The following is a 22,042-nucleotide window of genomic DNA, read 5'->3' on the forward strand; positions in this document are numbered from 1 at the left end:
GCGGGCTGCGAACCGGAAAGCTGAGATAACATCATGGAAAATAAGCGTGAAGACAGGATCCAGCGTCTGTTGCTGGCACTAAAAAAGACCGACAAAATTCACCTGAAAGAAGCGTCTTTACTGCTCAATGTTTCCGAAATGACTATACGGCGTGATTTAAGCAGCGACCCTGCGCCGGTTATCCTGCTCGGCGGTTATATCGTGATGGATCCGAAAAATAACCCGGCGACGCATTATTTTATCAGTGAACAGAAAATGCGCCAGGTGGCGGAAAAGCGTCGCCTGGCCGAAAACGCAGCCAGTTTGATACTCGATAATGACACGGTATTTTTCGACTGCGGAACCACCATGCCGTATGTCATCGAGAGTATCCCCGAGGCGAGGGTATTTACTGCGATCTGTTATTCGCTGAATACTTTTTTGGCGCTGCAGGAAAAACCTCACTGCGATGTGATTTTATGCGGCGGCGCGTTTAAATCCAGCAACAGTATTTTTACGCCAATTGGTCGCAGCAGTGAGCTCGATTTTATCCGGCCAACGAAGGCGTTTATCTCAGCCGCCGGTGTGAGCATCGAACACGGGGTGACCTGTTTTAATTTTGATGAACTGCTGATGAAACATCAGGCGATGGAGCGATCTGCGCAGAGTATTTTAGTCGCCGACAGCAGTAAGTTTGATCAGGTGCGACCGGCGGCGATCGCACCTTTAGCCCGTTTCAATACGCTGGTCAGCGATGCCAGACCGCCACAGGCTTACCTTGATTTTTGCCAGCAGGCAGACATCACACTCAATGTCTGAACCTTTCAGCGAATGGCCGGGATCTTCTCGACCGACTGATAAAACACCACTTCCCAGATGCCGGTTTTAGTGCCATCACTCAGGTAATGTTCAAAACAGGCTTTGCCATCCGGCCGGTAGTGATTGCTGGCCAACAACTGGCTATAAAATTCCCGCCAGGCGTGTTCAAAATTACCGTCCGTGATGGTGGTGTGATAGGCCGCATAGGTGCCACCGGGTAAGGTTTGCAGTGCCAGCCCGTCAGCATCATCCAGTATGAAATTATCAGCCACACACACGGAAGGATCCGCCCGCAATGCCTCGGCTGGCGTGGTATCGGGGTTATCGTGAAACCATGTCAGCCATTCTGTGTGTGGCTGATGGTGTCGTGCGACCCATTTCGTCAACTGCTGAAAACCGCTGTGGATTGACTCCTTGTATGGCCCGACCACCCGGTAACTCACCAGTTTTTTAGCCGGTCTTTCTACGATTAATAGTGCCACGATGTTCTCCTTTTATCTGACATGAACAGAGAGAATTCCATGATGAAAATATCAGTGACGCAAATGCCAGCTATAACAGTTTCCCGTTTTGAGGCCGGTAACTGCTCTACGCGCTATAACAGTTGTCATGATAAAATAACATTATCAGATTGCATTATAGTCGTGACTGCAACGAGGTTATGAAATGGACGTGATCAAAAATGTATTAAATAGTGAAATTGACCGTATCAACCGTCAGGAAGGTCGTGACGGCAGGGCGCGCGTCAACGTTGAGTTTTTTGTGAAACATCCCTGGCTGTGTCTCGCGATGCTGGTGGGGTATATTGCCGTCGGTATTGTGATGTATGTTTCACCTTATATGGGTATCGGCTGGTTTATCGGATTCACGGCTTTTCTGGTTTTCATGTCCGCTATGTTGTTGCTGGAAATCAAACCGGTCTACCGCTATGAAGATATCGGTGTGCTGGATTTGCGTGTCTGCTACAACGGGGAATGGTATTTCAGCCGCGAATTATCTGAAGATGCAGTACGTCAAATCCTCAGCGCCGAGAGCGTGAGTGCCGGAGTTAAAAACCGCATTGAGTCGATCGTGAAAAACAAAGGTTTTGTCGATTTTTACGATGTGTATGATTTGGCGCGCCTCGAGCATCAGCAGCCCTCAACACTGAACAGCGTTCAGCTAGCGCACTAATTGCCCCCATTCACATGGCTTCCGCCCATGACGTCACCCCGTCAGCTCTGATAAAATAGCGGCTGGATATACATTTTTTGTATGAATCGTCGATGCACAGGACGAAACACACTGTATGTTGAGCCGTTACCGGAGCTGCCGTGGAACGAATTAAACTGACTATTCATCATCTTCACAAAATCGTTTCGGGTGAAAAACAGGATGCGCAGGCTGTCGCACGCATTTATGCTGGCGAACATTTGCTGCTGACTGAAACCATGACCGGGCAGGCTCTCCACTATAATCGCTATATCAAGGCTGATGATGACAGCGGGAAACCGTTACGCGTGGAGTGGGAGTGCGACGGATTCGCTGAAATGTCGGTTTCCCGTGCAGAAGTCTGTCCGTGCTGTGGTGGCGACGAGCTTCACGGTTGAGAATACAGAGAGAGCAAAAGCTGAGGTGAATGATGAAGTTTATCAACAACGAAGTGGAATACCGTAAGTGGATAATGGATGAAATTTTCCAGGCGAGCGCGGTAAGTGAAACCTCTGAGTTTGCCGATCAGGAAGTCGATGATTTTATTTTTGATGCCAGGCCGCTGTCATACCCTTGTGTCGCGGTGATGATCCAGACACCCGGAGAGCCGGGCGTGTGCGAACCGCGGTTTGTCTACAAAGAGCAGATTTTTGAGTGGGCGCATCAGATGGGTTTTGGATTCGACAGCTAACTCCGACGTAAATTTCCTGCCAGCCCTGAGCATGGCTCAGGGCCCAATCATGCTCCGACAGTCGTTAGCCCTCAGACATTTTTCCTGTCGATCTTTTCTTCACCCCAGAACAGATGGTCTTCCTTCGTTTTGGCGAAGGCGATCGGTAACACTTCATCGTTCCCTTCTTCCCAAATTTTCTGCGCCAGTGTTTCATCATTCTTGGCGAGCTCAAAAATCGCTTCGGCGATTTCGTGAGAGGTTTCACGGGTGTTGGCCCAGGCTTTGATGTTTGACGTTGTCATCAGGTTCTCCTCGTAAGGGTTCGCAAATAGTGTCTTAGGAACACCAGAATAATCATTATAACTATGGTTTCCGTGAACCACTTTTGCAAACTCCGGTGATTTTTTGTGCTCAGTACCGGGGGAATAAAAGCGTCATCAGGGCACAAAAAAGGCGTCAGATGTATGCCAGTGTCGTTTATAATGAGGGCGATTTGAACATTTAAGGTGATGAACATGAGCGACGATATTTTTGATTTTGACATTGATGCTGCACTTGTGTCCGCGGAAGAAAAAGCGGCTGAGAAAGCAGCAGCAGTGCCTGAGGCTGTTCAGGATGAAAGTGACTGTGAAGGCTGCAAAATCTAATTTTTGCCCCAAAGTACAGTAAAACAAGAAACCGCTTCGGCGGTTTTTTTGTGTCTGACATTTATGGGCGTTCACGTTTTTTTCACCGAATCTCCTTTACTGACATAGCGTTGCGCAGTCATCTCCCTCAGCCCTTTTTGACGCAATTGTAAGGATAGCGAAAGGACATTTTTTTTGGGATAAATTCCTATAGAACAGGAAGATAGCGGGAGGTAATTTGTCACCACCTGATAAGCAGGTCGTGAGGTTTATAATGAAAAAACTGATTCTTGTTCTCGCCGTTTTGCTGACTTTGCCTGCTCTCGCGCATGCAAACGTCGAGCTGGGGGTGAACATGCCGGGGCTGTCACTGCATATCGGTGACCGCGACCCGCGCGGATATTATTGGGATGGCGGAGACTGGCGTCCGCCGGGCTGGTGGGATGAACATTATCGTGATGAGGGGCGTGGACACTGGGTGTATTACGAACCCGCTCCGCCACCGCCGCCTCGCTACTGGCACCATGAACACTGGCATGAAGGTCCGCCACCCGGTTACTGGCGTGACGGCCCTCCTGGGCACTGGCGCGATGGGCCACCGGGACACTGGCGTGAAGGGCCACCTCCCGGTCGCTGGTAAAGCAAGAGCGACAGAACAGACTACACAGAATTAAACAAATTTTGGGAACAGGGTTGGCGGTGGTGATGCAAATGCATCCCTAACGTCAGTTCTGTTCCTTTTACGTTTTTATTACGTCAAAAACCGATTGTTACTTTGGTAATTAATTGATTAAAAATATGTGAATACAAAAACACATTAATAAGATTTATGAAAATGACGTCCATTTTAAAATAATTAATCAATGAAGCCCGTAAACAGGCATTTAGGACGGATTGCAGCTTGCTAACTGCAATTAATATGTTAATTTTCTGTTATGTGAAATCAGCAATGGATGGCCCGAACGCAACGCGTGCCTGATCTCATATTCAGTATTTTAAGGAAGCTTTTCATCAGGTGCGTCAGACTTATTTTACTGTGAGCTCCTCTTATGCACTTGATTAAAAATGATTTTGAATACCGTTCCTGGATGCTTGAAGCCTATTTCCGCCAGGATAATATCTACGGTGATACCCTTCTGACCGAAGAAGAGATGGAAGATTTTCTTTTTGACTCCCGCCCGCAGGAATATCCTTGCCTCGGCATGGTGACACCGTCAAAACAGAATCCTCTGGACAGCGATATCATGTTTTTCTATCGCAACAACATTAATGACTGGGCGATGTCCATGGGCCTGATGAATAGTTAACAGGCGAATTGCTCAGAGATAAAAAAAGCGCCAGAGAGGCGCTTTTTGCATTTTATCGTCGGGGATTAATTTCCGCGAACTTCGACCAAAACAGGGCAGGGCGCATGGGCGATGACGTCAGCGCTGACGGAACCTTTCATCATACGACCGAATGCAGAGAGCTGACGGTGACCGATGACGATCACCGATGCATGAATCCTTTTGGCTTCGCAGACCAGCGCTTCCCCTGCGTCACCGACAATCAGATTCCCTTTAGCCTTGACCCCTGCCAGCTCCAGCGTTTTTAGTGCATTACCCACCACAGCCCGTGCAGTATTTTGTTCTTCTTCAGCGGGAGGATAATCGATGATTTCACCGGGAATATCGCCATTATCTTCAAGTGCATAGGATTCATCGATACAGCAGGTGACATATACCGTTGCCTGATGGCTGCTTGCCAGCTGACGGGCAAGATCGACGACAACGGCGGATTGTTTAGAGCCATCTACGGCCAGCAAAATAACATCAAACACGGTCACTCCTGGGTTTAGTTGTTTTGGCTCAGCTTACCAATTTCGCCAATCAATGCGTTTTTGCAATCAAGCAGGGCTTCGCGGATTTGCGCTTCTTTTGCTTCACGGCGCGGGGTTGGAAAAAGCACCGAAACTGAGTAGCGACCTAAGATGGTGTCGATGGCCACAGCCAGCGTTGAAACGCCGTCTACGGTTTCACCGTTTTCCATCGAGATCCCGCTTTCACGCACGTCTGCAATTTTTTCCAGCAGAGAATCGAGAGTGCGCACGGTATGTTCGGTGGCCGGTTCCAGCACATCCCCGACCAGCGCGCGGATCTCGTCATCTGTTTTGAGTGACAAAAGTGCCCGTCCGCCGGAGGTACTGTAAATCGGCAGGTTCAGACCCACTCTTGGCACCACGCGTAATTCCCGCTCAGCGACAATGCTGTGAATGTTGGCTATCTGGCGGCCACTGGCGCGCCCCAGTGAGACGGTTTCATCGGTCATTTCGCTGAGCTGACGAAGAAACGGTGAGGCAATGGCGATGACATCGGTATGCACCGTAGACACCAGCTTAAGCAGCGTTGGCCCAAGCCTGACGCCGCCGCTGCCTTCGGATCGCACCAGCCCTTCCTCGGCGAGTGCAGCGACGATGCGTTGAACGGTGGAGCGGGGCAAATCGACATCATTCGCGATCGCGCCAAGGCTCATCCCGTGTGGATGTTTCCCCAGCGCATTCAGAATGGTTGCCGCGCGTGAAATCACCTGGATCCCGCCGCTGCGTTCTTCATCTCCTGCTATGTCCTGTGCCATCAATTCTCCTTTGTCACCGTCGGGTGATCCTTACCAAAGCTGTACTGCCAATGTAATGGCTGGGCGCTCTGAAAACAATTTTAATCACATTGCAATACAGTGCACCGTATTATAGTATTTAAGCATGTACCGCATTGTGGTGCAATGCATCGAAATTAAAGTGATAGCGATCGCATTTCCCTTTGTGTTGCCCCACACCTGCCTTTCCACGGTCGGCGTATCAATGATTATGCGTCGATGTTAATGAGCGAAATGATGAACCCATCAGACACACCCGCATCTGCCCCCGGCAGTGCCGCGCAGCCCGTTCCGCCGGCCTTTACTCTGAGGCTGGTGATCGGATTACTCGGCGTATTAATTGCCTCGCTGTGCTCAGGCCTTAACGATCGTGTCACTGATATCGCGCTGGCCGATGTTCGTGGCGCGTTGAGTATCAGCAGCGATCAAGGTTCCTGGCTGATTGGTGTTTATCAGGCTGCCGAAGTGGCGGCGATGATGCTTGCTCCCTGGTTTGCCATGACCTTCTCGCTGCGTCGATTTACGCTGTTTGTCACCTTCGGTTTTTTGCTGCTGGCTGCGTTACTGCCTTTCGCGCCTGATTTGCCGGTATTCATTGCCTTGCGCACCGTGCAGGGCATATTCGGCGGGGCGTTGCCGCCGTTGCTGATGACGGCTGCCCTGCGCTTTATGCCGCCCCATTACAAGTTATACGGCCTGAGCGCGTATGCCCTGACGGCGACATTTGGTCCAAATATGGCCACTTCTTTAGCCGCCCTCTGGACAGACTATGTGGGCTGGGAATGGGTTTTCTGGCAGGTGATCCCGCCTTGTCTTCTGGCAATCATCATGGTCGGTTATGGCATTCCACAGGATCCTCTGCGCTTCGAGCGTTTTAAACAGATGGATAAGGTGGGCATGCTGACAGGGTGCAGCGGCATTTCCCTTCTGGTGCTGTCATTGCAGCAGGGAGAGCGTCTGGACTGGTTCAACTCTCCGCTGATCACGCTGATGTTTTTTGCCGCGCTGGCGCTGCTGACGATTTTTCTGGTTAATGAATGGCACCATCCGCTGCCTCTCTTCAAATTACAAATGCTCAAACGCCACAATCTGGCCCACGGGTTGATCACGTTGTTTGCGCTGATGTTCCTGTTTTTATCAGGCTCTGCGCTGCCGTCCAGTTACATGGAACAGGTCGGCGGATTCCGCGCCGTCCAGGTGGGGCCGCTGGCGCTGACCATCGGGCTGCCGCAACTCATACTCGCGCCGCTGGTGGCGTTTGTTCTCACCATCCGCCGCGTGGACAGCCGCTGGGTGCTGGCCTGCGGGCTGGGGCTGATCGGTGTTTCCTGCTATCTGGGCACGTACATGACCAGCGCCTGGGCGCGGGATAATTTCTATCTGATTCAGATGATGCAGGCTTTAGGCCAGCCGATGGCCGTTTTGCCCATTCTGATGAGTGCGACCAGTGTCGTTCAGCCGCAGGAAGGACCTTTTGCTTCGGCGATGTTCAACACCACGCGCGGTCTGGGCAGCGTGATGGGCGGTGCGATGTTGGGCGTTTTTGTCAGCCACCGGGAACAGTTTCATTCCAACGTATTGCTTAACCACGCCGGTAGCGTGAGCTATCTGCTTTCACAGCCTTACGGCGGCGAAAGCAGTTTCCTTGCACCGCTCAACGGCGACGGAACGGCGATCTCGACCGAAGTGATCACCCAGTTTTCCAGGCTGGTGAAAAAGCAGGCGCTGGTGCTGGGGCTGGCAGACACCTATCTGGTGATCATCGGGCTGGCGCTGTTGTTGATCCTGCTGGCGGCCATTTTGCCAAAGCGTACTTATCCGCCGCAGTCGCTGGTCAATCGTTCCTGAACCATCAGTGACCTGAACCCGTCATTACCAAAATATGTGCATTTCTTTATAAGAAAAAATGAGAGAAAAGAATCATGATAAAAAAATTACCCGTTCGCCTGAGCTGGCTGGTCGCCGCCCTCGTCGTGATATTGCTGGCTGGGATGGCCTTCTGGATATTGACCGGTGAAAGCAACCCTGGCACGGATGATGCCTTTGTTTCTGCTGACTCCACGCTGGTCGCGCCAAGGATTTCCGGCACCATCACTCAGGTCTATGTGCGGGATAATCAGGCGGTGAAAGCCGGGGAAGTGATGGCGCGCATTGATGACCGGGATTATCGGAATGCGGTGCTGACGGCAGCCGCCAGCCTTGAAACGGCGAATGCCAAAATGCTCAGCCTGACTGCCCAGTTTGCAAAACAACAGCAAACTATTTTGCAGGCACAGGCGCAGGTGAACGCAGACAGCGCCGGGATTGCCTATGCGCGCCAGAGTGCTGACCGCTATAAACGTCTGCTGCAAAATGGTTCAGGCACCGCCGACGCGCGGGATGAATCAGATGCGAATTTGCGATCAAAACTGGCCGCTCAGCAAAGTGATATGGCGGCGGCGCAGGCGGCGATAAAACAAATTGACGTGCTTAAAGCCGGACAGGCGGAAGCTCAGGCGGCAATCGATTCAGCCGCAACGGCGCTGGCCCAGGCGAAATTGAATCTCTCTTACACAGAAATCACAGCACCGGTTGACGGTATTGTCGGGCAGCGTTCCCTGCGCATCGGCGGTTATGTCAGTGCGGGCTCCCGCGTTCTGGCCGTCGTTCCGCTTCACGAGGCCTACATTGTGGCGAATTATCTTGAGACACAGTTAGGGGATGTCAGAGCCGGTCAGGCTGCGGACATAAAAGTTGATGCACTGCCGGGTCTGGTGCTGAAGGGAAAAGTGGACAGTATTTCTCCGGCGACCGGCGTGACCTTTTCTCCCATATCCCCGGACAATGCCACCGGGAATTACACCAAGGTGGTGCAACGTCTGGCAGTAAAAATTGTGCTGGAACCCAATCAGCCCGATGCGAATCGTCTTAAAGTGGGCATGTCAGTGATTCCGACGATCATTACCGCCGAACGATAATTCAGTCGCCGGTCATCCGAACTGAATAAAAAAGGCGGCCCTGCGTAAGTGCGGGGCCGCCTTTTTTGATCTTCCGTCCGGCATTATAAAACGATCATGAAGCCTGATTTTGCGGCGGGGTAGGGCCGGTTTCATTCTTTTTAGCCACATGCTGCGGTTTGCCTGAGAACAGGAAACGCAGGAGCGGAATACGTTTATGCACCTCATAAAGCACAAAGGCGATACCGAACACGAACACCAGACCCAGCCAGAATCCCATCCAGTCGCTGTGAATTTTTGGAGTAATAAACGCACCATAAATCAGCGTTAACGGGTGGTGAATCAGGTAGATGAACAAAGAGGAGTTCACCAGGTAAGTGATCCACGGCGCCTGGAAGTTCAACAGATAGTGGCTGAAGGAGAACACCACGTTCACCATCAGGATACCCAGCAAGGTGGTGACAATGGCGTCAATCTCCATCGAGTACAGCTGCGGGGTGTTCACGTGCTGATTGAACATGTAAACCGCAAACAGCAGAAGGCTCACTACCCCGGCGGTAGCCGATGGCTTGATGAACAGTTCCTTTAACCATGAGAACTTATAAGCAAAAGCGCCAATAATGAAAAATGGCAGATAAAACAACGTCTGCATCACGATAAAGTTAAAGGCACCGTTGGAAAGTAAATCCGGCGCGAAAAGATACAATGCACGGTTAAAGGTCGCATAAATTAAGCCGATAAATAAAAATAAGATTGAGAGCTTTCCTAAACTGTTTGTTCGGCTTTTAATTAATTGAATGCGATTAGTCTTAATTTCTTTTATGAATTTAAACAGGTAAAAACAAATGCTGGTGAGAATAACCAGCGTTAACAGGAACCATAAATGGGACACTAATTCCCAGACGGTGATGTTAATTTTCTGATAGAGCCCCATTGTGCTCCAGTCGGAAAATTTGCTGGTGTACTTCATCAGGAAATAGAGTTGCGGCAGAGTAATCAACGGGAAAGCGGCAGCCAGCGGGATGGCGACCCGTTCAAGACGCACCTTAAGCCACTGGTGCGAGTCATACCGCTCGTAGAGCATATATGAGAAGTAGCCTGAGATAACGAAGAACACCTGCATGCGGAAGGCGTGGATCACGTCATTAAAGATCGTCAGGCCGTGCGAGGGTATTGCACTGTTTACCGCCCAGATATGACTGGAGTAAATCAATGATATATGGAACGGAATACCCAGCAGCATCAAATATGCGCGGATGGAGTCTAAAAAGAACTCACGTTGTGGTTTTTGTGGTTTCATCACGTATCCGTTGTATGCAGCTCATCCTAATTTTAGAGCGTAATTTGTCTTTAGGTTTATTTTCTCAGGTAACCAGAAATGAACGTGACTGACAATAGTATTACTCCGAACCTCAATCAGGCTTTCTTATAGGACAAGTTTCCATAGCCTGTGTTTCAACGAATTGATATCCTTGTACCCTGTTGCGCTTAAACGGTTCTTCAATGAATGAACCATCGACAGCTCAGGTTGTCGGAAACCTGACACTTCTCATGAAACAGTGACAGCAATTGCCTTAAGCGCGCTTAAAGGAGACAAGGTGTCGGATAAAAATTTTTCCATAGGGTCACGTATGATCAAAGTCCGTTTGCTAAGTGCCGCAGTGTTGATGGCCATGTTCACCTCATCTGCCTGGGCTTTTTCTATTGACGATGTTGCAAAACAAGCGAAAGCATTAGCCGATAAAGGCTACGAAGCGCCTAAAAGCAATTTACCGTCCCAGTTCCGCGATCTCAAATTCGCAGACTACCAACAAATTCAATTCAATCATGACAAAGCGTACTGGAAAGACCAGAACACGCCTTTCAAGCTTGAGTTCTACCACCAGGGGATGTACTTCGACACTCCGGTGAAAATCAATGAAGTGACGGCTAACGCAGTCAAAGAAATTAAGTACAGCCCGGACTACTTCAACTTTGGCAACGTCAAACATGACGCTGACTCAGTGAAAAACCTCGGCTTTGCCGGTTTCAAAGTGCTTTATCCGATCAATAAAGCAGACAAAGATGATGAAATAATGAGTGTGCTGGGTGCCAGCTACTTCCGCGTCATCGGTAAAGGCCAGGTGTATGGCTTGTCTGCCCGTGGTCTGGCTATCGATACCGCACTGGCATCGGGCGAAGAGTTCCCACGTTTCCGCGAATTCTGGATCGAACGCCCTAATCCTGATGAAAAGCATTTAGTCATTTATGCCTTGCTGGATTCGCCGCGTGCGACCGGTGCTTACCGCATGGATGTGTATCCAGGTAAAGAAGCGACCGTAGACGTGCAGTCTAAAGTTTATCTGCGCGATAAAGTGGGCAAACTGGGTGTTGCTCCTCTGACCAGCATGTTCCTGTTCGGTGCAAATCAGCCGTCTCCGGTGATGAACTATCGTCCGGCGCTGCATGATTCCAACGGTCTGTCCATCCACGCCGGTAACGGTGAGTGGATCTGGCGTCCGCTGAACAATCCAAAACATCTGGCCGTCAGCCAGTTCTCCATGGAAAACCCGAAAGGGTTCGGCTTGCTGCAACGCGGCCGCAGCTTCTCCAACTTTGAAGATTTGGACGATCGTTACGATCTGCGTCCGAGCGGTTGGGTTGAAACCAAAGGCGACTGGGGTAAAGGGAAAGTTGAGCTGGTAGAAATTCCTACCGCCGATGAAACCAATGACAACATCGTTGCCTTCTGGACGCCGGATCAGTTACCTGATGCAGGTAAACCGCTGAACATGGACTATCGTCTGCACTTCACTATTGAAGAAGACAAATTGCATGCACCTGATCTGGCGTGGGTCGAACGTACCATGCGCTCAACCGGTGATGTTAAGCAGTCAAATCTGATCCGTGAACCAGATGGCAGCGTTGCCTTCCTGGTTGATTTTGTCGGTCCAAACCTCAAAGCCCTGAAAAGTGATACGCCGGTGGCGTCTCAGGTCAGCGTAGGCGACAACGGCGATCTGGTTGAAAACACTGTCCGCTATAATCCGGTAACCAAAGGCTGGCGTCTGACGCTGCGCCTGAAAGTGAAAGATCCGAAGAAAGCGATCGAAATGCGCGCTTCTCTGGCCAATGGCGATAAAACACTGAGTGAAACCTGGAGCTATCAGCTGCCTGCAAATGAATAAGTCAACGCACTCTACACATGATTACGTAGAAGCTTTGCCGCTTACTGAAGAACAGAAAGCGGCGCTCCTCCAGCAGCTTCCGGCTGCTGAAGGGGAAGCTTTTGCCACCGTGCACCGGCGCTTAGGCGCCGATGATACGGCTTCAGCGGTTGCCGCTGCGGCTGACATCGATGCGCCTCTGGCCTCGGTGAAAGCGCGCGTAGGCGGCAGCTGGCCTTACGCTCTGGAAAAGGGCTCGCTGGATGAAGTGGATAACGAAGGCCGCACCATCGCCAGCGCTATGCCACCGGTTAAGCGTTCCAGCATGTTCCCTGATGTCTGGCGCACCAACCCGGTAGGCCGTTTCTGGGACAATCTGATGGGGCGCAGCGCGGCTTCCCGTCACCGCGCCTCAGAAATGCCTGAATCCGAAAAACGCTGGCGTCATGCCGGTTCCGTTCGCCGTTATATCTTGCTGGCTCTGATGCTGGTGCAAACGGCGATCGCCACCTGGTACATGAAAACCATCCTGCCTTATCAGGGCTGGGCGCTGATCGACCCCGCAGATATGTTGAATCAGGACTGGCAACAGTCTGTGCTGCAACTGCTGCCTTATGTGTTGCAGACCGGAATTCTGGTGCTGTTTGCCATTTTGTTCTGTTGGGTATCGGCCGGTTTCTGGACCGCACTGATGGGCTTTTTACAACTGCTCATTGGCCGCGATAAATACAGCATCACGGCGTCCACCAAAGGCGACGAGCCGCTGAACCCGAATAACCGTACCGCGCTTATCATGCCGATTTGTAACGAAGACGTGGAGCGCGTATTCGCGGGTCTTCGTGCAACGTACGAATCCGTGAAAGCGACCGGTGATTTGGATCAGTTTGATATCTATGTCCTGAGCGACAGCTATGATCCGGATATCTGCGTGGCTGAACAGAAAGCCTGGATGGAAGTCTGCCGCGACGTAGACGGCCATGGCCGTATCTTCTATCGCCGCCGCCGTCGCCGTGTGAAACGCAAAAGCGGAAACATTGATGACTGGTGCCGTCGCTGGGGCGGGGAATATGCCTATATGGTGATCCTCGATGCCGACAGCGTGATGAGTGGCGAATGTCTGACCGGTCTGGCTCGTCTGATGGATGCTAACCCGAATGCCGGTATCATCCAGTCTTCGCCGAAAGCGTCCGGAATGGATACGTTGTATGCGCGTTGTCAGCAGTTTGCTACCCGCGTCTACGGCCCGCTGTTTACCGCGGGTCTGCACTTCTGGCAGTTGGGTGAATCCCACTACTGGGGGCACAACGCCATTATCCGCGTGAAACCTTTCATTGAGCACTGTGCGCTGGCACCGTTGCCGGGTGAAGGTTCATTTGCGGGCTCCATCATGTCGCATGACTTTGTGGAAGCGGCACTGATGCGTCGTGCGGGCTGGGGTGTCTGGATCGCCTACGATCTGCCGGGCAGTTATGAAGAGTTACCGCCAAACCTGCTGGATGAGCTGAAACGCGACCGCCGCTGGTGCCATGGTAACCTGATGAACTTCCGCCTGTTCCTGGTGAAAGGGATGCACCCGGTTCACCGTGCGGTGTTCCTGACCGGTGTCATGTCGTATCTTTCCGCACCGTTGTGGTTTACGTTCCTGGCCTTGTCTACCGCCTTGCAGGTGGTGCATACGCTGATGGAACCGCAGTACTTCCTGCAACCTCGTCAGCTGTTCCCGGTGTGGCCGCAATGGCGTCCTGAACTGGCAATCGCCTTGTTCTCGACCACCATGGTGCTGCTCTTCCTGCCAAAACTGCTGAGTATCGTCCTGATCTGGGCGAAGGGTGCGAAACAGTTTGGTGGCGGTTTCCGGCTGCTGATCTCCATGCTGCTGGAAATGCTGTTCTCGGTTCTTCTGGCCCCTGTGCGTATGCTGTTCCACACAGTCTTCGTGGTCAGTGCGTTCCTGGGCTGGGAAGTGGTCTGGAATTCACCGCAGCGTGACGATGATGACACGCCGTGGGGCGAAGCCTTTAAACGTCACGGATCTCAGCTGTTGCTGGGTGCTGTCTGGGCGGCCGGTATGGCCTGGCTGGACTTGCGTTTCCTGTGGTGGCTGGCGCCAATCGTCTTCTCCCTGATCCTCTCGCCAATTGTTTCGGTGCTGTCGAGCCGTGCAACGCTTGGGATTAAGAGTAAGCGAGCCAAACTGTTCCTGATCCCGGAAGAATACGATCCTCCGCGCGAACTGGTCGCCACCGAGGAATACCTCAAGCTCAACCGTGAACGTAAACTGCAAAACGGCTTTATGCACGCAGTGTTTGATCCGGCATTCAACGCACTGGCCTCCGCCATGGCCACATCACGCCACCTGCTGCGCGATGCGGTTGAAAACGGACGTCGCGCTCATCTTGAGCAGGCGCTGAAAACCGGGCCGAAAGATTTGGGCAAAGCCGATCGCCTGATTCTTCTGAGCGATCCGGTGCTGATGGCGCGTTTACACTCTGCGGTCTGGACGCAACCTGATCAGCAAGCGTGGGGCGAGTATTACAGTAAGTTGCCGCGTAACGCGCAGGCCTTCCCTGAAACTCAAACGCTGGAAGTTAAACCGGCCTGAGTTGACGTAAAGGGGCAGTAAAGATAAACGGACAGTATGTCATTTGCATACTGTCCGTTTTTTTATGGTGTGAAGTTCAGTGACTCTTTAACCCGCAGCGTATAAAATTTTACTTTGTCTTAACATGGCCGGTCTTCACGCGCATGCTAAGCTGACAGCGCTATTCAGCGCTCAACGGAGTGCTTCATTTGATTCAATTTGACAGGTTGTGTGAGTGATTAATCGGGGTGTTTTTCGCGGATCTGTTCTGGCCTTGCTGGCCGTCACGCTCTCGGGATGTGGCAGTATCATCAGCCGCACGGTGCCGGGGCAGGGGCATGGCAATCAGTATTATCCTGGCGTGCAATGGGACCTTCGGGACAGTCCGTGGCGTTATGTCACTGTGATCGACGTTCCGCTGTCGATGATTGTCGACACCTTCATGCTGCCAGTTGACGCCCGCCACGGCCCTTACAATTAAACGTCAGTCGATGTCACGGCCCGGATAATCGTCTTCGTCATCCCACTCTTCTGCTGCTGCCGCGCCTTCTTCGGTGTCGGTCTGCGGTTCATGCTGGAATTCCCCTTCATCCCATTCGTACAGCGTCGCCTCTTCCAGCCACTCTTCTTCAAGTTCGATGACGTCGTAATCCTCATCGAAAATGGCCTGTGCAGCGGCACCGCTGCGGAAGGTCAGCGCATCAATGGATTCCCCTTCGGCGCTGAGAAATTCTGCCTGCCACATGATGTCGCCATCCTGCATGATGTATTTCTGCAAATTGAACTGATCGGGAAGCGGCTCTTCATCGCCCTGGATCCTGTCCTGCGCGGCTTCGAGAAATTCTTCGCGGGCGGCATCAATAGCTTCTTCAAGCGTTACGTACATGCTCATTATTGTCTCCTGAGTTGAAATGGGGTGTAGCTAAAAAGCGTGTGGTGTAAATAGTGTTATGAATGAACAGGTAACAACCACTCGTCAGTAAAAATGCTGATTCAATGAGTGTTGTCGATAAATGACAGGATGCAAGTTTTCAGAGAAAAACAGTCTGACCAGTGATGTTTTTTTGGAAAGCTGGCGGGAAAAAGGAATCGCACAGACACAACTGTCAGCACTTTCCCTGATTTGCAAAGGCTGTGAAGGGGAGGGGTAAAGGTTTAGCAAACCCCCGGCGGGGCGTGAAATTGAGGGCTACATTAATCCTGAACTTTCAAGATTAAGGTGACTTTTATGAAGACTCTTTCCCGTGCTTTATTCCTGCCGCTGTGTGCGCTTGGCGTCATATTCAGCGTTTCCAGTCAGGCCAGTGAAAATACGCATCCGCAACCTCCTGTGAACATGTTCCACGGAGAAGGTTTGCCGCTGCCGCCGCCACCGATGATGATGGGGTTCTGCCATCCGGGGCAATTGTTTTGTGCCAGCGTGGCCAGTGATAACCCGACAGCCACCATTCAAAAACTGACGTCTGTGCTGCCTGCCACGACGGCCGGCAAGCATTACGAAGTGCGTCTGGTGGTTGTTGAAGTGCCCGACGATATGCCGGTGCCGCCGCAACCTGACAAAGCACCTTAAAGCGCGTCAGTCTGGCAGGGCGGCCGCGTTTAATCGGTCATCGCCTGGCGTGGCCGCCGTTGCAGACACCAGTACGAGTAAAATGCATTGAACAGCACCACCAGCGCCGTGACACAAAATACTGTCCTGAAGCCATAACTTGCTGACACCGCTGCACCGAGCAGCGGGCCGGTGACATTACCGACGTCACGGAACGACTGGTTGTAACTGAATACCCGACCGGCCACCTGATTGGTGCAGTTATAAATCAGCAGCGTCTGAACAGCGGGCAGCAATGCGCCATCCGTCGCGCCGAGCAGGAAACGTAAAATCCCCAGTTGCAGCGGCGTTTGCACGAAAGCCATCGGGATCAGCAGCAACACTGAAATCCCCATCATCGCCACCAGAATACGCTCCGGCCCGATCCTGTCTCCCAGTTTGCCCAGCCTCGGTGCACTCATCAGCGCGGCCACACCCGGTACGGAGGCTATCATCCCGCTGATAAAGGCAAGATTCTGCGTATCCCCCGCCAGTTCACGCACGTACAGCGTGAGGATGGGCGCGATAGAGCCTGTCGCTACCTGAATAATCATCGTCGTGACAAACAGGCACAGCACCAGTTTTGGATTTTTAAGGGAAGCGAATACCTGCTTGCGATTGAGCATGTCCTTTTTATTGACGGGAACGAACTGCTCACGAATGCAATACAGCGTCATCACGAAGCACAGGAAAAGTACCGCAGCGGTGATGAAGAAAACCGGACGCAGTCCGTAGCTGTCAGCGAGCAACCCGCCTACCAGTGGCCCGAGCAGCGCGCCGCTGACGCCGCCGGTGGAAAGTGTACCCAGCGCCCAGCCGCTTTTATTGCGCGGGATCTGGGTAGCAATCAGTGCATTGGCGTTGGGAACAAAGCCGCCGAGTAAACCGAGCAGGGCGCGGAGCACCAGAAACTGCCAGATATTTTGTGCGAATCCCATCAGCACCATGACGATCGACATACCGAGCGCGGAACGCAGCAGCATGATCTTACGGCCCTTACGGTCGGCGAGGCCGCCCCAGAATGGCGAGGCAATAGCGGAAAACAGAAAGGTGATACTGAATACCAGACCGGACCACATGTTCAGGGATTCATGGCCCGTCACGCCCAGCGTTTCTACGTATAACGGCAGAAAGGGCATGATCAGGCTGAATGCGGCACCGGTAAGAAAGCAGCCAATCCAGGCAACAAACAGATTACGTTTCCAGTTAATGGGTTCTGGGGCGAGTTCAGGTTCAGGAGCCGAGGTCATAAATTACCGGAAAAAAGAGGTCAGGTTCGCTCTGTGATGGCAGAAAGAAACAAGGCAGAGCACAAGTAACAATCAGTCAGATGGATAATTATGCGCCTAATTATCATCCACTTCAATGATGTTAATGAACTGTAACAAGCGGAGTAAAATACAGGTTTAAAAAATTTGGCGGACTGAAGGAGATCAATAATTTGGCAAAAAGCAAAAAAAAACGGCCAGTGATGAGGCTGGCCGCGACAGACACAAAAAACCAAAATAAAACGTAATTAACGCAGGGCCGGGTTTTTCATCACGGAATAACGGCCACTGCCAAGGAACATGATCACCAGGCCGCCGAAGAAATAGAGCGCTTCGCCTTCCAGACCCCATGCGCCGACGTCGGTGACCGTAAAGAATTTACCGGCGACAACGAGGAAAACGGCAACAAGAATATTGAATGCCATCACCAGTGCGGCAGGGCGGGTGAAGATGCCCAGAATGATCAGTACCGGGGCAATCACTTCACCGATATACGCGCCGTAAGCGATAAAGCCAGGCAGGCCAGCGGCGACTAACATGTTGGCGATCCAGCCGACGCCGTTCTCGATTTTAGCCACGCCGTGAAACAGGATCAGAATACCGAAAGTGAGACGTAACAGAAGCTTACCAAAATCAGGGTGATCGGTGGCGCGGGTAAAAGCAGTGTTCAGTTTAGCCAGCATAACAGTTTCCTTTCGGGAGAGACTCGTTGATCACGCGGCCCCTAACGTTCCGGGGTAATCACGTGGGGAAATTATGCTGAGAGTATTGGCCTAAACGCCATGAGATAAAATCTGATAACTTTGAAGAAGTCTGTCAAAAAAACTGTTTAAGCAAATCAAAAATAAGAACCGGTGCAGTGAACCTGAACCGGCCCTCTCATCAGTCACTCAACTTTTTATAGAGTGAAGGTTCGCCCTGCGGACGCGTTTTAAAACGGCGATGCAGCCACATATATTGCTCCGGTGCCTGACGAATTTCATTTTCGACCACTTTATTCATGTACGCAGCGGCAACGACTTCATCATCCAGTGGGAAATCGGCGACCTGAGGATGAATGATCATCTCATAGCCTTTCCCGCCTTCAAGACGACGCGGGGTGAAAGGAATGATCGCCGGTTTGCCCATTCGCGCCAGCAGGTAAGTCCCCGTGGTGGTCGCGGCTTTATCCACCGCAAAGAACGGCACGAATACGCTGGCACGCGGGCCGTAGTCGTGATCCGGTGCGTACCAGATGATATCGCCCTGCTTCAGACTGCGGATCATGCCCTTAAGGTCTTTGCGATCCAGCATGCCTTTGTTAGAACGCATACGGCCTTTGGTCTGGATCCAATCCATCAGCTTATTATCATGCGGTCGGTAGACGCCGACACCCGGATTATGGATACCAAAGATACGCGCACCAAGCTCGAGGGTGAGGAAGTGGACACCGATTAACAACACGCCTTGCTGGTTGTCGCGTGCACGTTGAATGTGTTCAAGACCGCTGACGCTGAACCAGCGTTCGATACGCTTGTCAGGCCAGAACCACGCCATGCCCGTTTCAAACAACCCCATGCCGACGGATTCGAAGTTTCTCACCACCATATCTTCCCGCTGGTCAGGGTGCATATCAGGGAAACAAAGTTCGATGTTACGCGACGCGATTTTGTAGCGGCGTTTCAGAAAGCGCATTGAAAAGCGGCCTAAGCCTGTACCAATACGATAAATAACCGGATAAGGCAGTAACACCAGCGCGTAAAGTAATCCCAGACCTAACCAGGTCATCCAGTAACGCGGATGCAGTAATGAAAGAGTAAAAGTTGGTACCTGAGTCATAAAATCTCTGCGTCATAATAATCGAAGTAGAAAATATATAAGCTCTGTCTGGTGCAGCAGCCCGCTACATAAGTACGTTCACTCCCCATATGGAGTGCGTGTTATGCGTTAATTATTTGTAGCAAAGTGACATATTGTGGCACTTTTTTGGTGCGAGGTGAAAGGCGTCGGCACTAATACCTCATTTTTTGGTATTCACTGCCTGAATGGAAAGCAATCTGCTCTATTTATAAGCCGCCGTTAAGTAAACGCGCTTCTTTCCGACTGAATATCAGCAGAGAACCGGTTTTTGTCAAATAAACGGGCAGCCAATTGGGCTGCCCGCGGGGAAATTTACAAAGGAGGATTAATCCGGCTGGAATAAACCTTTCACGCTGTGCGGCTCGCTGCGCCAGTACTGTTTCGGTGCGGCTACCTTCGCGCCCAGTTTGGCAGCAGCATGCCACGGCCAGCGCGGGTTATATAAAATACCGCGTGCCAGCGCGATCATATCGGCCTGACCGGTACCGATAATCGCTTCTGCCTGCTCCGGCTCGGTGATCAGGCCAACGGCAATCACCGGCATTTTCACGTAACGTTTTATGCCGTACGCGAAAGGCACCTGGTAGTTCGGGCCAACGGCAATTTTCTGCTGAGTGCTCAGGCCACCGCTGGAGACGTGAATATAACTGCAACCCAGCGCATCCAGCGCTTTTGCCAGCGCAATAGACTGCTCCAGATCCCAGCCACCTTCCACCCAGTCAGTTGCGGAAATCCTCACGCCCACCGGTTTGTCGGCCGGAAATGCCTCGCGGATGTCCTGGAAGATCTCAAGCAGCAGCCGCATACGGTTTTCCAGTGAGCCGCCGTACTGGTCGGTGCGCTGGTTCGACAGCGGTGACAAGAACTGATGCAGCAGGTAGCCGTGCGCTCCGTGCAGTTCGAGTAAATCAAACCCAAGACGATCGGCGCGGCGGACGCTGTCGACATACGCCTGTTTCAGTTGTGCAATGCGTTCCAGCGACATCGCCTCCGGGGCTTCAGTGCCTTCAGCGAAGGCTGCGGCAGAAGGGGCAACGGTTTGCCAGCCTCCGGCGGACTGAGGAATTTGTGCGCCTCCTTTCCAGGGTGCGGCACAGGATGCTTTTCGCCCTGCGTGGCCGAGCTGCAGGCCAAGGGGCATATCGCTGTTTTCGCGCAAACCCGTGATAAGGTCCTTCAGTGCAGCCTCGGTTTCGTCATCCCATAACCCCAAATCCTCGGCAGAAATGCGCCCGACGGCTTCCACGGCGGTCGCTTCGAGGATCAGTAAACCTGCCCCGGAAAAAGATAACTGACCGAGATGGGCATGATGCCAGGATGTGGCTTTGCCGTTATCCGAGGAATACTGGCACATTGGCGCGATCACAATGCGGTTTGTGAGTGTCAGCTTGCCCAGCGTAATCGGTTCAAAAAGCTTGCTCATGTTTCCTGCTCCTGCGAAAAGTTGAATCGTCGTTAAATCCCGAAAATGGATAACACCTAAGCATAGGTTATCGTAATTATCCCGGCGGCAAGGTGCAGCGGGTGTTTTTCTGTTGAGGAATTTGCAACGGGAGATGTCCTCAATGTTGCTTTAATGTATAATCTTGCCGCTTAAAAGTGACCAATCTTTAAATTCCCCGAAAGACAGGAACGTACACCATGCCAGTGTTACATAACCGTATTTCTAATGAGGAACTGAGGGCGCGTATGTTGGCTGAAACTGAGCCGCGCACCACTGTTTCTTTTTATAAGTATTTCCAGCTCGACGATCCGAAAGCCTTTCGCGACGCCCTCTATATCAGCCTGACGCGCCTGAATGTATTTGGCCGTATTTACGTGGCAAAAGAAGGAATTAACGCTCAGATAAGCGTCCCGCAAAGTCAGTTTGAGGCCTTCAAAACCGAGTTGTTTACCAGCCATCCGGCGCTGGATCAGATCCGTCTGAACATCGCACTGGAAGATGACGGCAAGTCCTTCTGGGTTCTGCGCCTGAAAGTGCGTGACCGCATTGTGGCGGACGGTATTGACGACGAAAGTTTTGACCCGTCAAAGATCGGTGAATACCTGAAAGCCGAACAGGTCAATGCGATGATCGACGATCCGGACACCTTGTTTGTGGATATGCGTAACCATTACGAATACGAAGTGGGGCATTTCGACAAGGCGATCGAAGTCCCTTCGGATACTTTCCGCGATCAACTGCCGATGGCCGTCGATATGCTGAAAGAAGACAAAGACAAGAAGATCGTCATGTACTGCACCGGCGGTATTCGCTGTGAAAAGGCCAGCGCCTACATGCTGCACAAGGGTTTTAAAAATGTGTATCACGTGGAAGGCGGCATAATTGAATATGCGCGCCGGGCGAAAGAGCAGGGCTTACCGGTGAAATTCAAAGGCAAAAACTTCGTCTTTGATGAACGCATGGGTGAACGTATTTCAGACGACGTGATCGCACACTGTCACCAGTGCGGCACGGCCTGCGATAACCACACCAATTGCAAAAATGACGGCTGCCATTTGCTGTTTATTCAGTGCCCGACCTGTGCGGCGAAGTTTGACGGTTGTTGCAGTGAAATCTGCATGACAGAACTGAAACTGCCGGTGGAAGAACAGCGTTCCCTGCGTGCAGGACGTGAGAACGGGATCAAGATTTTCAATAAGTCCAAAGGATTGTTGCAAACCACCATGCACATTCCTGCGCCTGAAAACGACTGATACGTTTTCCCGAACGTAAAAAGGCCCTGACTGGCAATGCCATGCAGGGCCTTTTTTATGAGGCAGGA

24 protein-coding genes are annotated in these 22,042 nt (G+C 51.8%); 14 read left to right on the forward strand and 10 right to left on the reverse strand.

Going from position 1 to position 22,042, the window contains the following annotated elements:
* The first annotated feature begins 33 nt into the window (after positions 1-33).
* Positions 34-798 carry a DNA-binding transcriptional repressor DeoR gene (gene deoR, locus ACQZQY_RS12410; protein ID WP_122095762.1) on the forward strand — a complete coding sequence of 255 codons (765 nt, stop codon included), beginning with the start codon at positions 34-36 and terminating at the stop codon, positions 796-798.
* 5 nt (positions 799-803) lie between these two features.
* Here the strand turns inward: deoR and ACQZQY_RS12415 are convergent, their stop codons facing one another.
* Entirely contained in the window at positions 804-1,280 is a 477-nt protein-coding gene (locus ACQZQY_RS12415) for a GyrI-like domain-containing protein (protein WP_056778638.1), read from the reverse strand.
* A gap of 184 nt (positions 1,281-1,464) precedes the next feature.
* Here ACQZQY_RS12415 and ACQZQY_RS12420 point away from each other — a divergent pair, with 184 nt between their 5' ends.
* From ACQZQY_RS12420 to ACQZQY_RS12430, 3 genes are all read left to right on the forward strand, one after another.
* Positions 1,465-1,971: a YlaC family protein gene (locus ACQZQY_RS12420; RefSeq protein ID WP_056778642.1), complete on the forward strand. Its 507-nt coding sequence runs from the start codon at positions 1,465-1,467 to the stop codon at positions 1,969-1,971.
* Positions 1,972-2,111: 140 nt separating this feature from the next.
* Entirely contained in the window at positions 2,112-2,387 is a 276-nt protein-coding gene (locus ACQZQY_RS12425; protein ID WP_056778646.1) for a hypothetical protein, read from the forward strand.
* A 29-nt stretch (positions 2,388-2,416) separates the two neighbouring features.
* Positions 2,417-2,680, forward strand: a complete 264-nt coding sequence (locus ACQZQY_RS12430) for a hypothetical protein (protein ID WP_235533458.1) — start codon at positions 2,417-2,419, stop codon at positions 2,678-2,680.
* Between the two features lie 71 nt (positions 2,681-2,751).
* Here the strand turns inward: ACQZQY_RS12430 and ACQZQY_RS12435 are convergent, their stop codons facing one another.
* Entirely contained in the window at positions 2,752-2,964 is a 213-nt protein-coding gene (locus tag ACQZQY_RS12435; protein WP_056778653.1) for a YccJ family protein, read from the reverse strand.
* A gap of 213 nt (positions 2,965-3,177) precedes the next feature.
* Here ACQZQY_RS12435 and ACQZQY_RS12440 point away from each other — a divergent pair, with 213 nt between their 5' ends.
* The 3 genes from ACQZQY_RS12440 to ACQZQY_RS12450 all read left to right on the forward strand — a co-directional run bounded on the left by ACQZQY_RS12440 (position 3,178) and on the right by ACQZQY_RS12450 (position 4,595).
* The gene (locus ACQZQY_RS12440) at positions 3,178-3,309 is read left to right on the forward strand and encodes a hypothetical protein (protein ID WP_256370271.1); all 132 of its coding nucleotides are present in this window, start codon (positions 3,178-3,180) and stop codon (positions 3,307-3,309) included.
* Between the two features lie 253 nt (positions 3,310-3,562).
* Positions 3,563-3,928 carry a DUF2502 domain-containing protein gene (locus ACQZQY_RS12445; RefSeq protein ID WP_056778656.1) on the forward strand — a complete coding sequence of 122 codons (366 nt, stop codon included), beginning with the start codon at positions 3,563-3,565 and terminating at the stop codon, positions 3,926-3,928.
* Positions 3,929-4,337: 409 nt separating this feature from the next.
* Complete coding sequence (locus ACQZQY_RS12450) at positions 4,338-4,595, forward strand: hypothetical protein (RefSeq protein ID WP_056778659.1); 258 nt, start codon at positions 4,338-4,340, stop codon at positions 4,593-4,595.
* 65 nt (positions 4,596-4,660) lie between these two features.
* Here the strand turns inward: ACQZQY_RS12450 and ACQZQY_RS12455 are convergent, their stop codons facing one another.
* Positions 4,661-5,107: a universal stress protein gene (locus ACQZQY_RS12455; protein WP_056778662.1), complete on the reverse strand. Its 447-nt coding sequence runs from the start codon at positions 5,105-5,107 to the stop codon at positions 4,661-4,663.
* Positions 5,108-5,121: 14 nt separating this feature from the next.
* Positions 5,122-5,901: an IclR family transcriptional regulator gene (locus tag ACQZQY_RS12460; protein ID WP_431295695.1), complete on the reverse strand. Its 780-nt coding sequence runs from the start codon at positions 5,899-5,901 to the stop codon at positions 5,122-5,124.
* A 252-nt stretch (positions 5,902-6,153) separates the two neighbouring features.
* On the opposite strand from ACQZQY_RS12460, the gene ACQZQY_RS12465 reads away from it, so the two are divergent.
* Positions 6,154-7,767 (forward strand): MFS transporter, encoded by a 1,614-nt coding sequence (locus ACQZQY_RS12465; RefSeq protein WP_431295696.1) that lies wholly within the window; start codon positions 6,154-6,156, stop codon positions 7,765-7,767.
* A gap of 74 nt (positions 7,768-7,841) precedes the next feature.
* Entirely contained in the window at positions 7,842-8,876 is a 1,035-nt protein-coding gene (locus ACQZQY_RS12470) for an HlyD family secretion protein (RefSeq protein ID WP_431295697.1), read from the forward strand.
* A gap of 94 nt (positions 8,877-8,970) precedes the next feature.
* On the opposite strand, the gene mdoC is transcribed toward ACQZQY_RS12470, so the two are convergent.
* Positions 8,971-10,155 (reverse strand): glucans biosynthesis protein MdoC, encoded by a 1,185-nt coding sequence (gene mdoC, locus ACQZQY_RS12475; protein ID WP_056778670.1) that lies wholly within the window; start codon positions 10,153-10,155, stop codon positions 8,971-8,973.
* Between the two features lie 331 nt (positions 10,156-10,486).
* Here mdoC and ACQZQY_RS12480 point away from each other — a divergent pair, with 331 nt between their 5' ends.
* The 3 genes from ACQZQY_RS12480 to ACQZQY_RS12490 all read left to right on the forward strand — a co-directional run bounded on the left by ACQZQY_RS12480 (position 10,487) and on the right by ACQZQY_RS12490 (position 15,063).
* The gene (locus ACQZQY_RS12480) at positions 10,487-12,022 is read left to right on the forward strand and encodes a glucan biosynthesis protein G (protein ID WP_056779164.1); all 1,536 of its coding nucleotides are present in this window, start codon (positions 10,487-10,489) and stop codon (positions 12,020-12,022) included.
* Positions 12,015-14,603 carry a glucans biosynthesis glucosyltransferase MdoH gene (gene mdoH, locus ACQZQY_RS12485; RefSeq protein WP_056778672.1) on the forward strand — a complete coding sequence of 863 codons (2,589 nt, stop codon included), beginning with the start codon at positions 12,015-12,017 and terminating at the stop codon, positions 14,601-14,603. Before ACQZQY_RS12480 ends, mdoH begins: the two co-directional genes overlap by 8 nt.
* A gap of 214 nt (positions 14,604-14,817) precedes the next feature.
* Positions 14,818-15,063 carry a YceK/YidQ family lipoprotein gene (locus tag ACQZQY_RS12490; protein ID WP_056778675.1) on the forward strand — a complete coding sequence of 82 codons (246 nt, stop codon included), beginning with the start codon at positions 14,818-14,820 and terminating at the stop codon, positions 15,061-15,063.
* A gap of 3 nt (positions 15,064-15,066) precedes the next feature.
* Here the strand turns inward: ACQZQY_RS12490 and ACQZQY_RS12495 are convergent, their stop codons facing one another.
* Entirely contained in the window at positions 15,067-15,474 is a 408-nt protein-coding gene (locus tag ACQZQY_RS12495; RefSeq protein ID WP_056778676.1) for a MysB family protein, read from the reverse strand.
* 336 nt (positions 15,475-15,810) lie between these two features.
* Between ACQZQY_RS12495 and ACQZQY_RS12500 the strand changes: the two genes are divergently transcribed.
* Positions 15,811-16,152 (forward strand): hypothetical protein, encoded by a 342-nt coding sequence (locus tag ACQZQY_RS12500; RefSeq protein WP_431295698.1) that lies wholly within the window; start codon positions 15,811-15,813, stop codon positions 16,150-16,152.
* 29 nt (positions 16,153-16,181) lie between these two features.
* Here ACQZQY_RS12500 and mdtG read toward each other — a convergent pair whose 3' ends face one another.
* The 4 genes from mdtG to ACQZQY_RS12520 all read right to left on the reverse strand — a co-directional run bounded on the left by mdtG (position 16,182) and on the right by ACQZQY_RS12520 (position 20,700).
* Entirely contained in the window at positions 16,182-17,420 is a 1,239-nt protein-coding gene (gene mdtG, locus ACQZQY_RS12505; RefSeq protein ID WP_390974909.1) for a multidrug efflux MFS transporter MdtG, read from the reverse strand.
* 266 nt (positions 17,421-17,686) lie between these two features.
* Complete coding sequence (locus tag ACQZQY_RS12510; RefSeq protein WP_056778690.1) at positions 17,687-18,121, reverse strand: DoxX family protein; 435 nt, start codon at positions 18,119-18,121, stop codon at positions 17,687-17,689.
* Between the two features lie 199 nt (positions 18,122-18,320).
* Entirely contained in the window at positions 18,321-19,256 is a 936-nt protein-coding gene (locus ACQZQY_RS12515) for a Kdo(2)-lipid IV(A) acyltransferase (protein ID WP_431295699.1), read from the reverse strand.
* A 346-nt stretch (positions 19,257-19,602) separates the two neighbouring features.
* Entirely contained in the window at positions 19,603-20,700 is a 1,098-nt protein-coding gene (locus tag ACQZQY_RS12520; protein ID WP_431295700.1) for an NADH:flavin oxidoreductase/NADH oxidase, read from the reverse strand.
* A gap of 218 nt (positions 20,701-20,918) precedes the next feature.
* Between ACQZQY_RS12520 and ACQZQY_RS12525 the strand changes: the two genes are divergently transcribed.
* Positions 20,919-21,974 carry a rhodanese-related sulfurtransferase gene (locus ACQZQY_RS12525; RefSeq protein ID WP_056778700.1) on the forward strand — a complete coding sequence of 352 codons (1,056 nt, stop codon included), beginning with the start codon at positions 20,919-20,921 and terminating at the stop codon, positions 21,972-21,974.
* The last annotated feature ends 68 nt before the right edge of the window (positions 21,975-22,042 follow it).

This window comes from Rahnella sp. PAMC25559, assembly GCF_050632365.1.
Lineage (GTDB): Bacteria > Pseudomonadota > Gammaproteobacteria > Enterobacterales > Enterobacteriaceae > Rahnella > Rahnella rivi.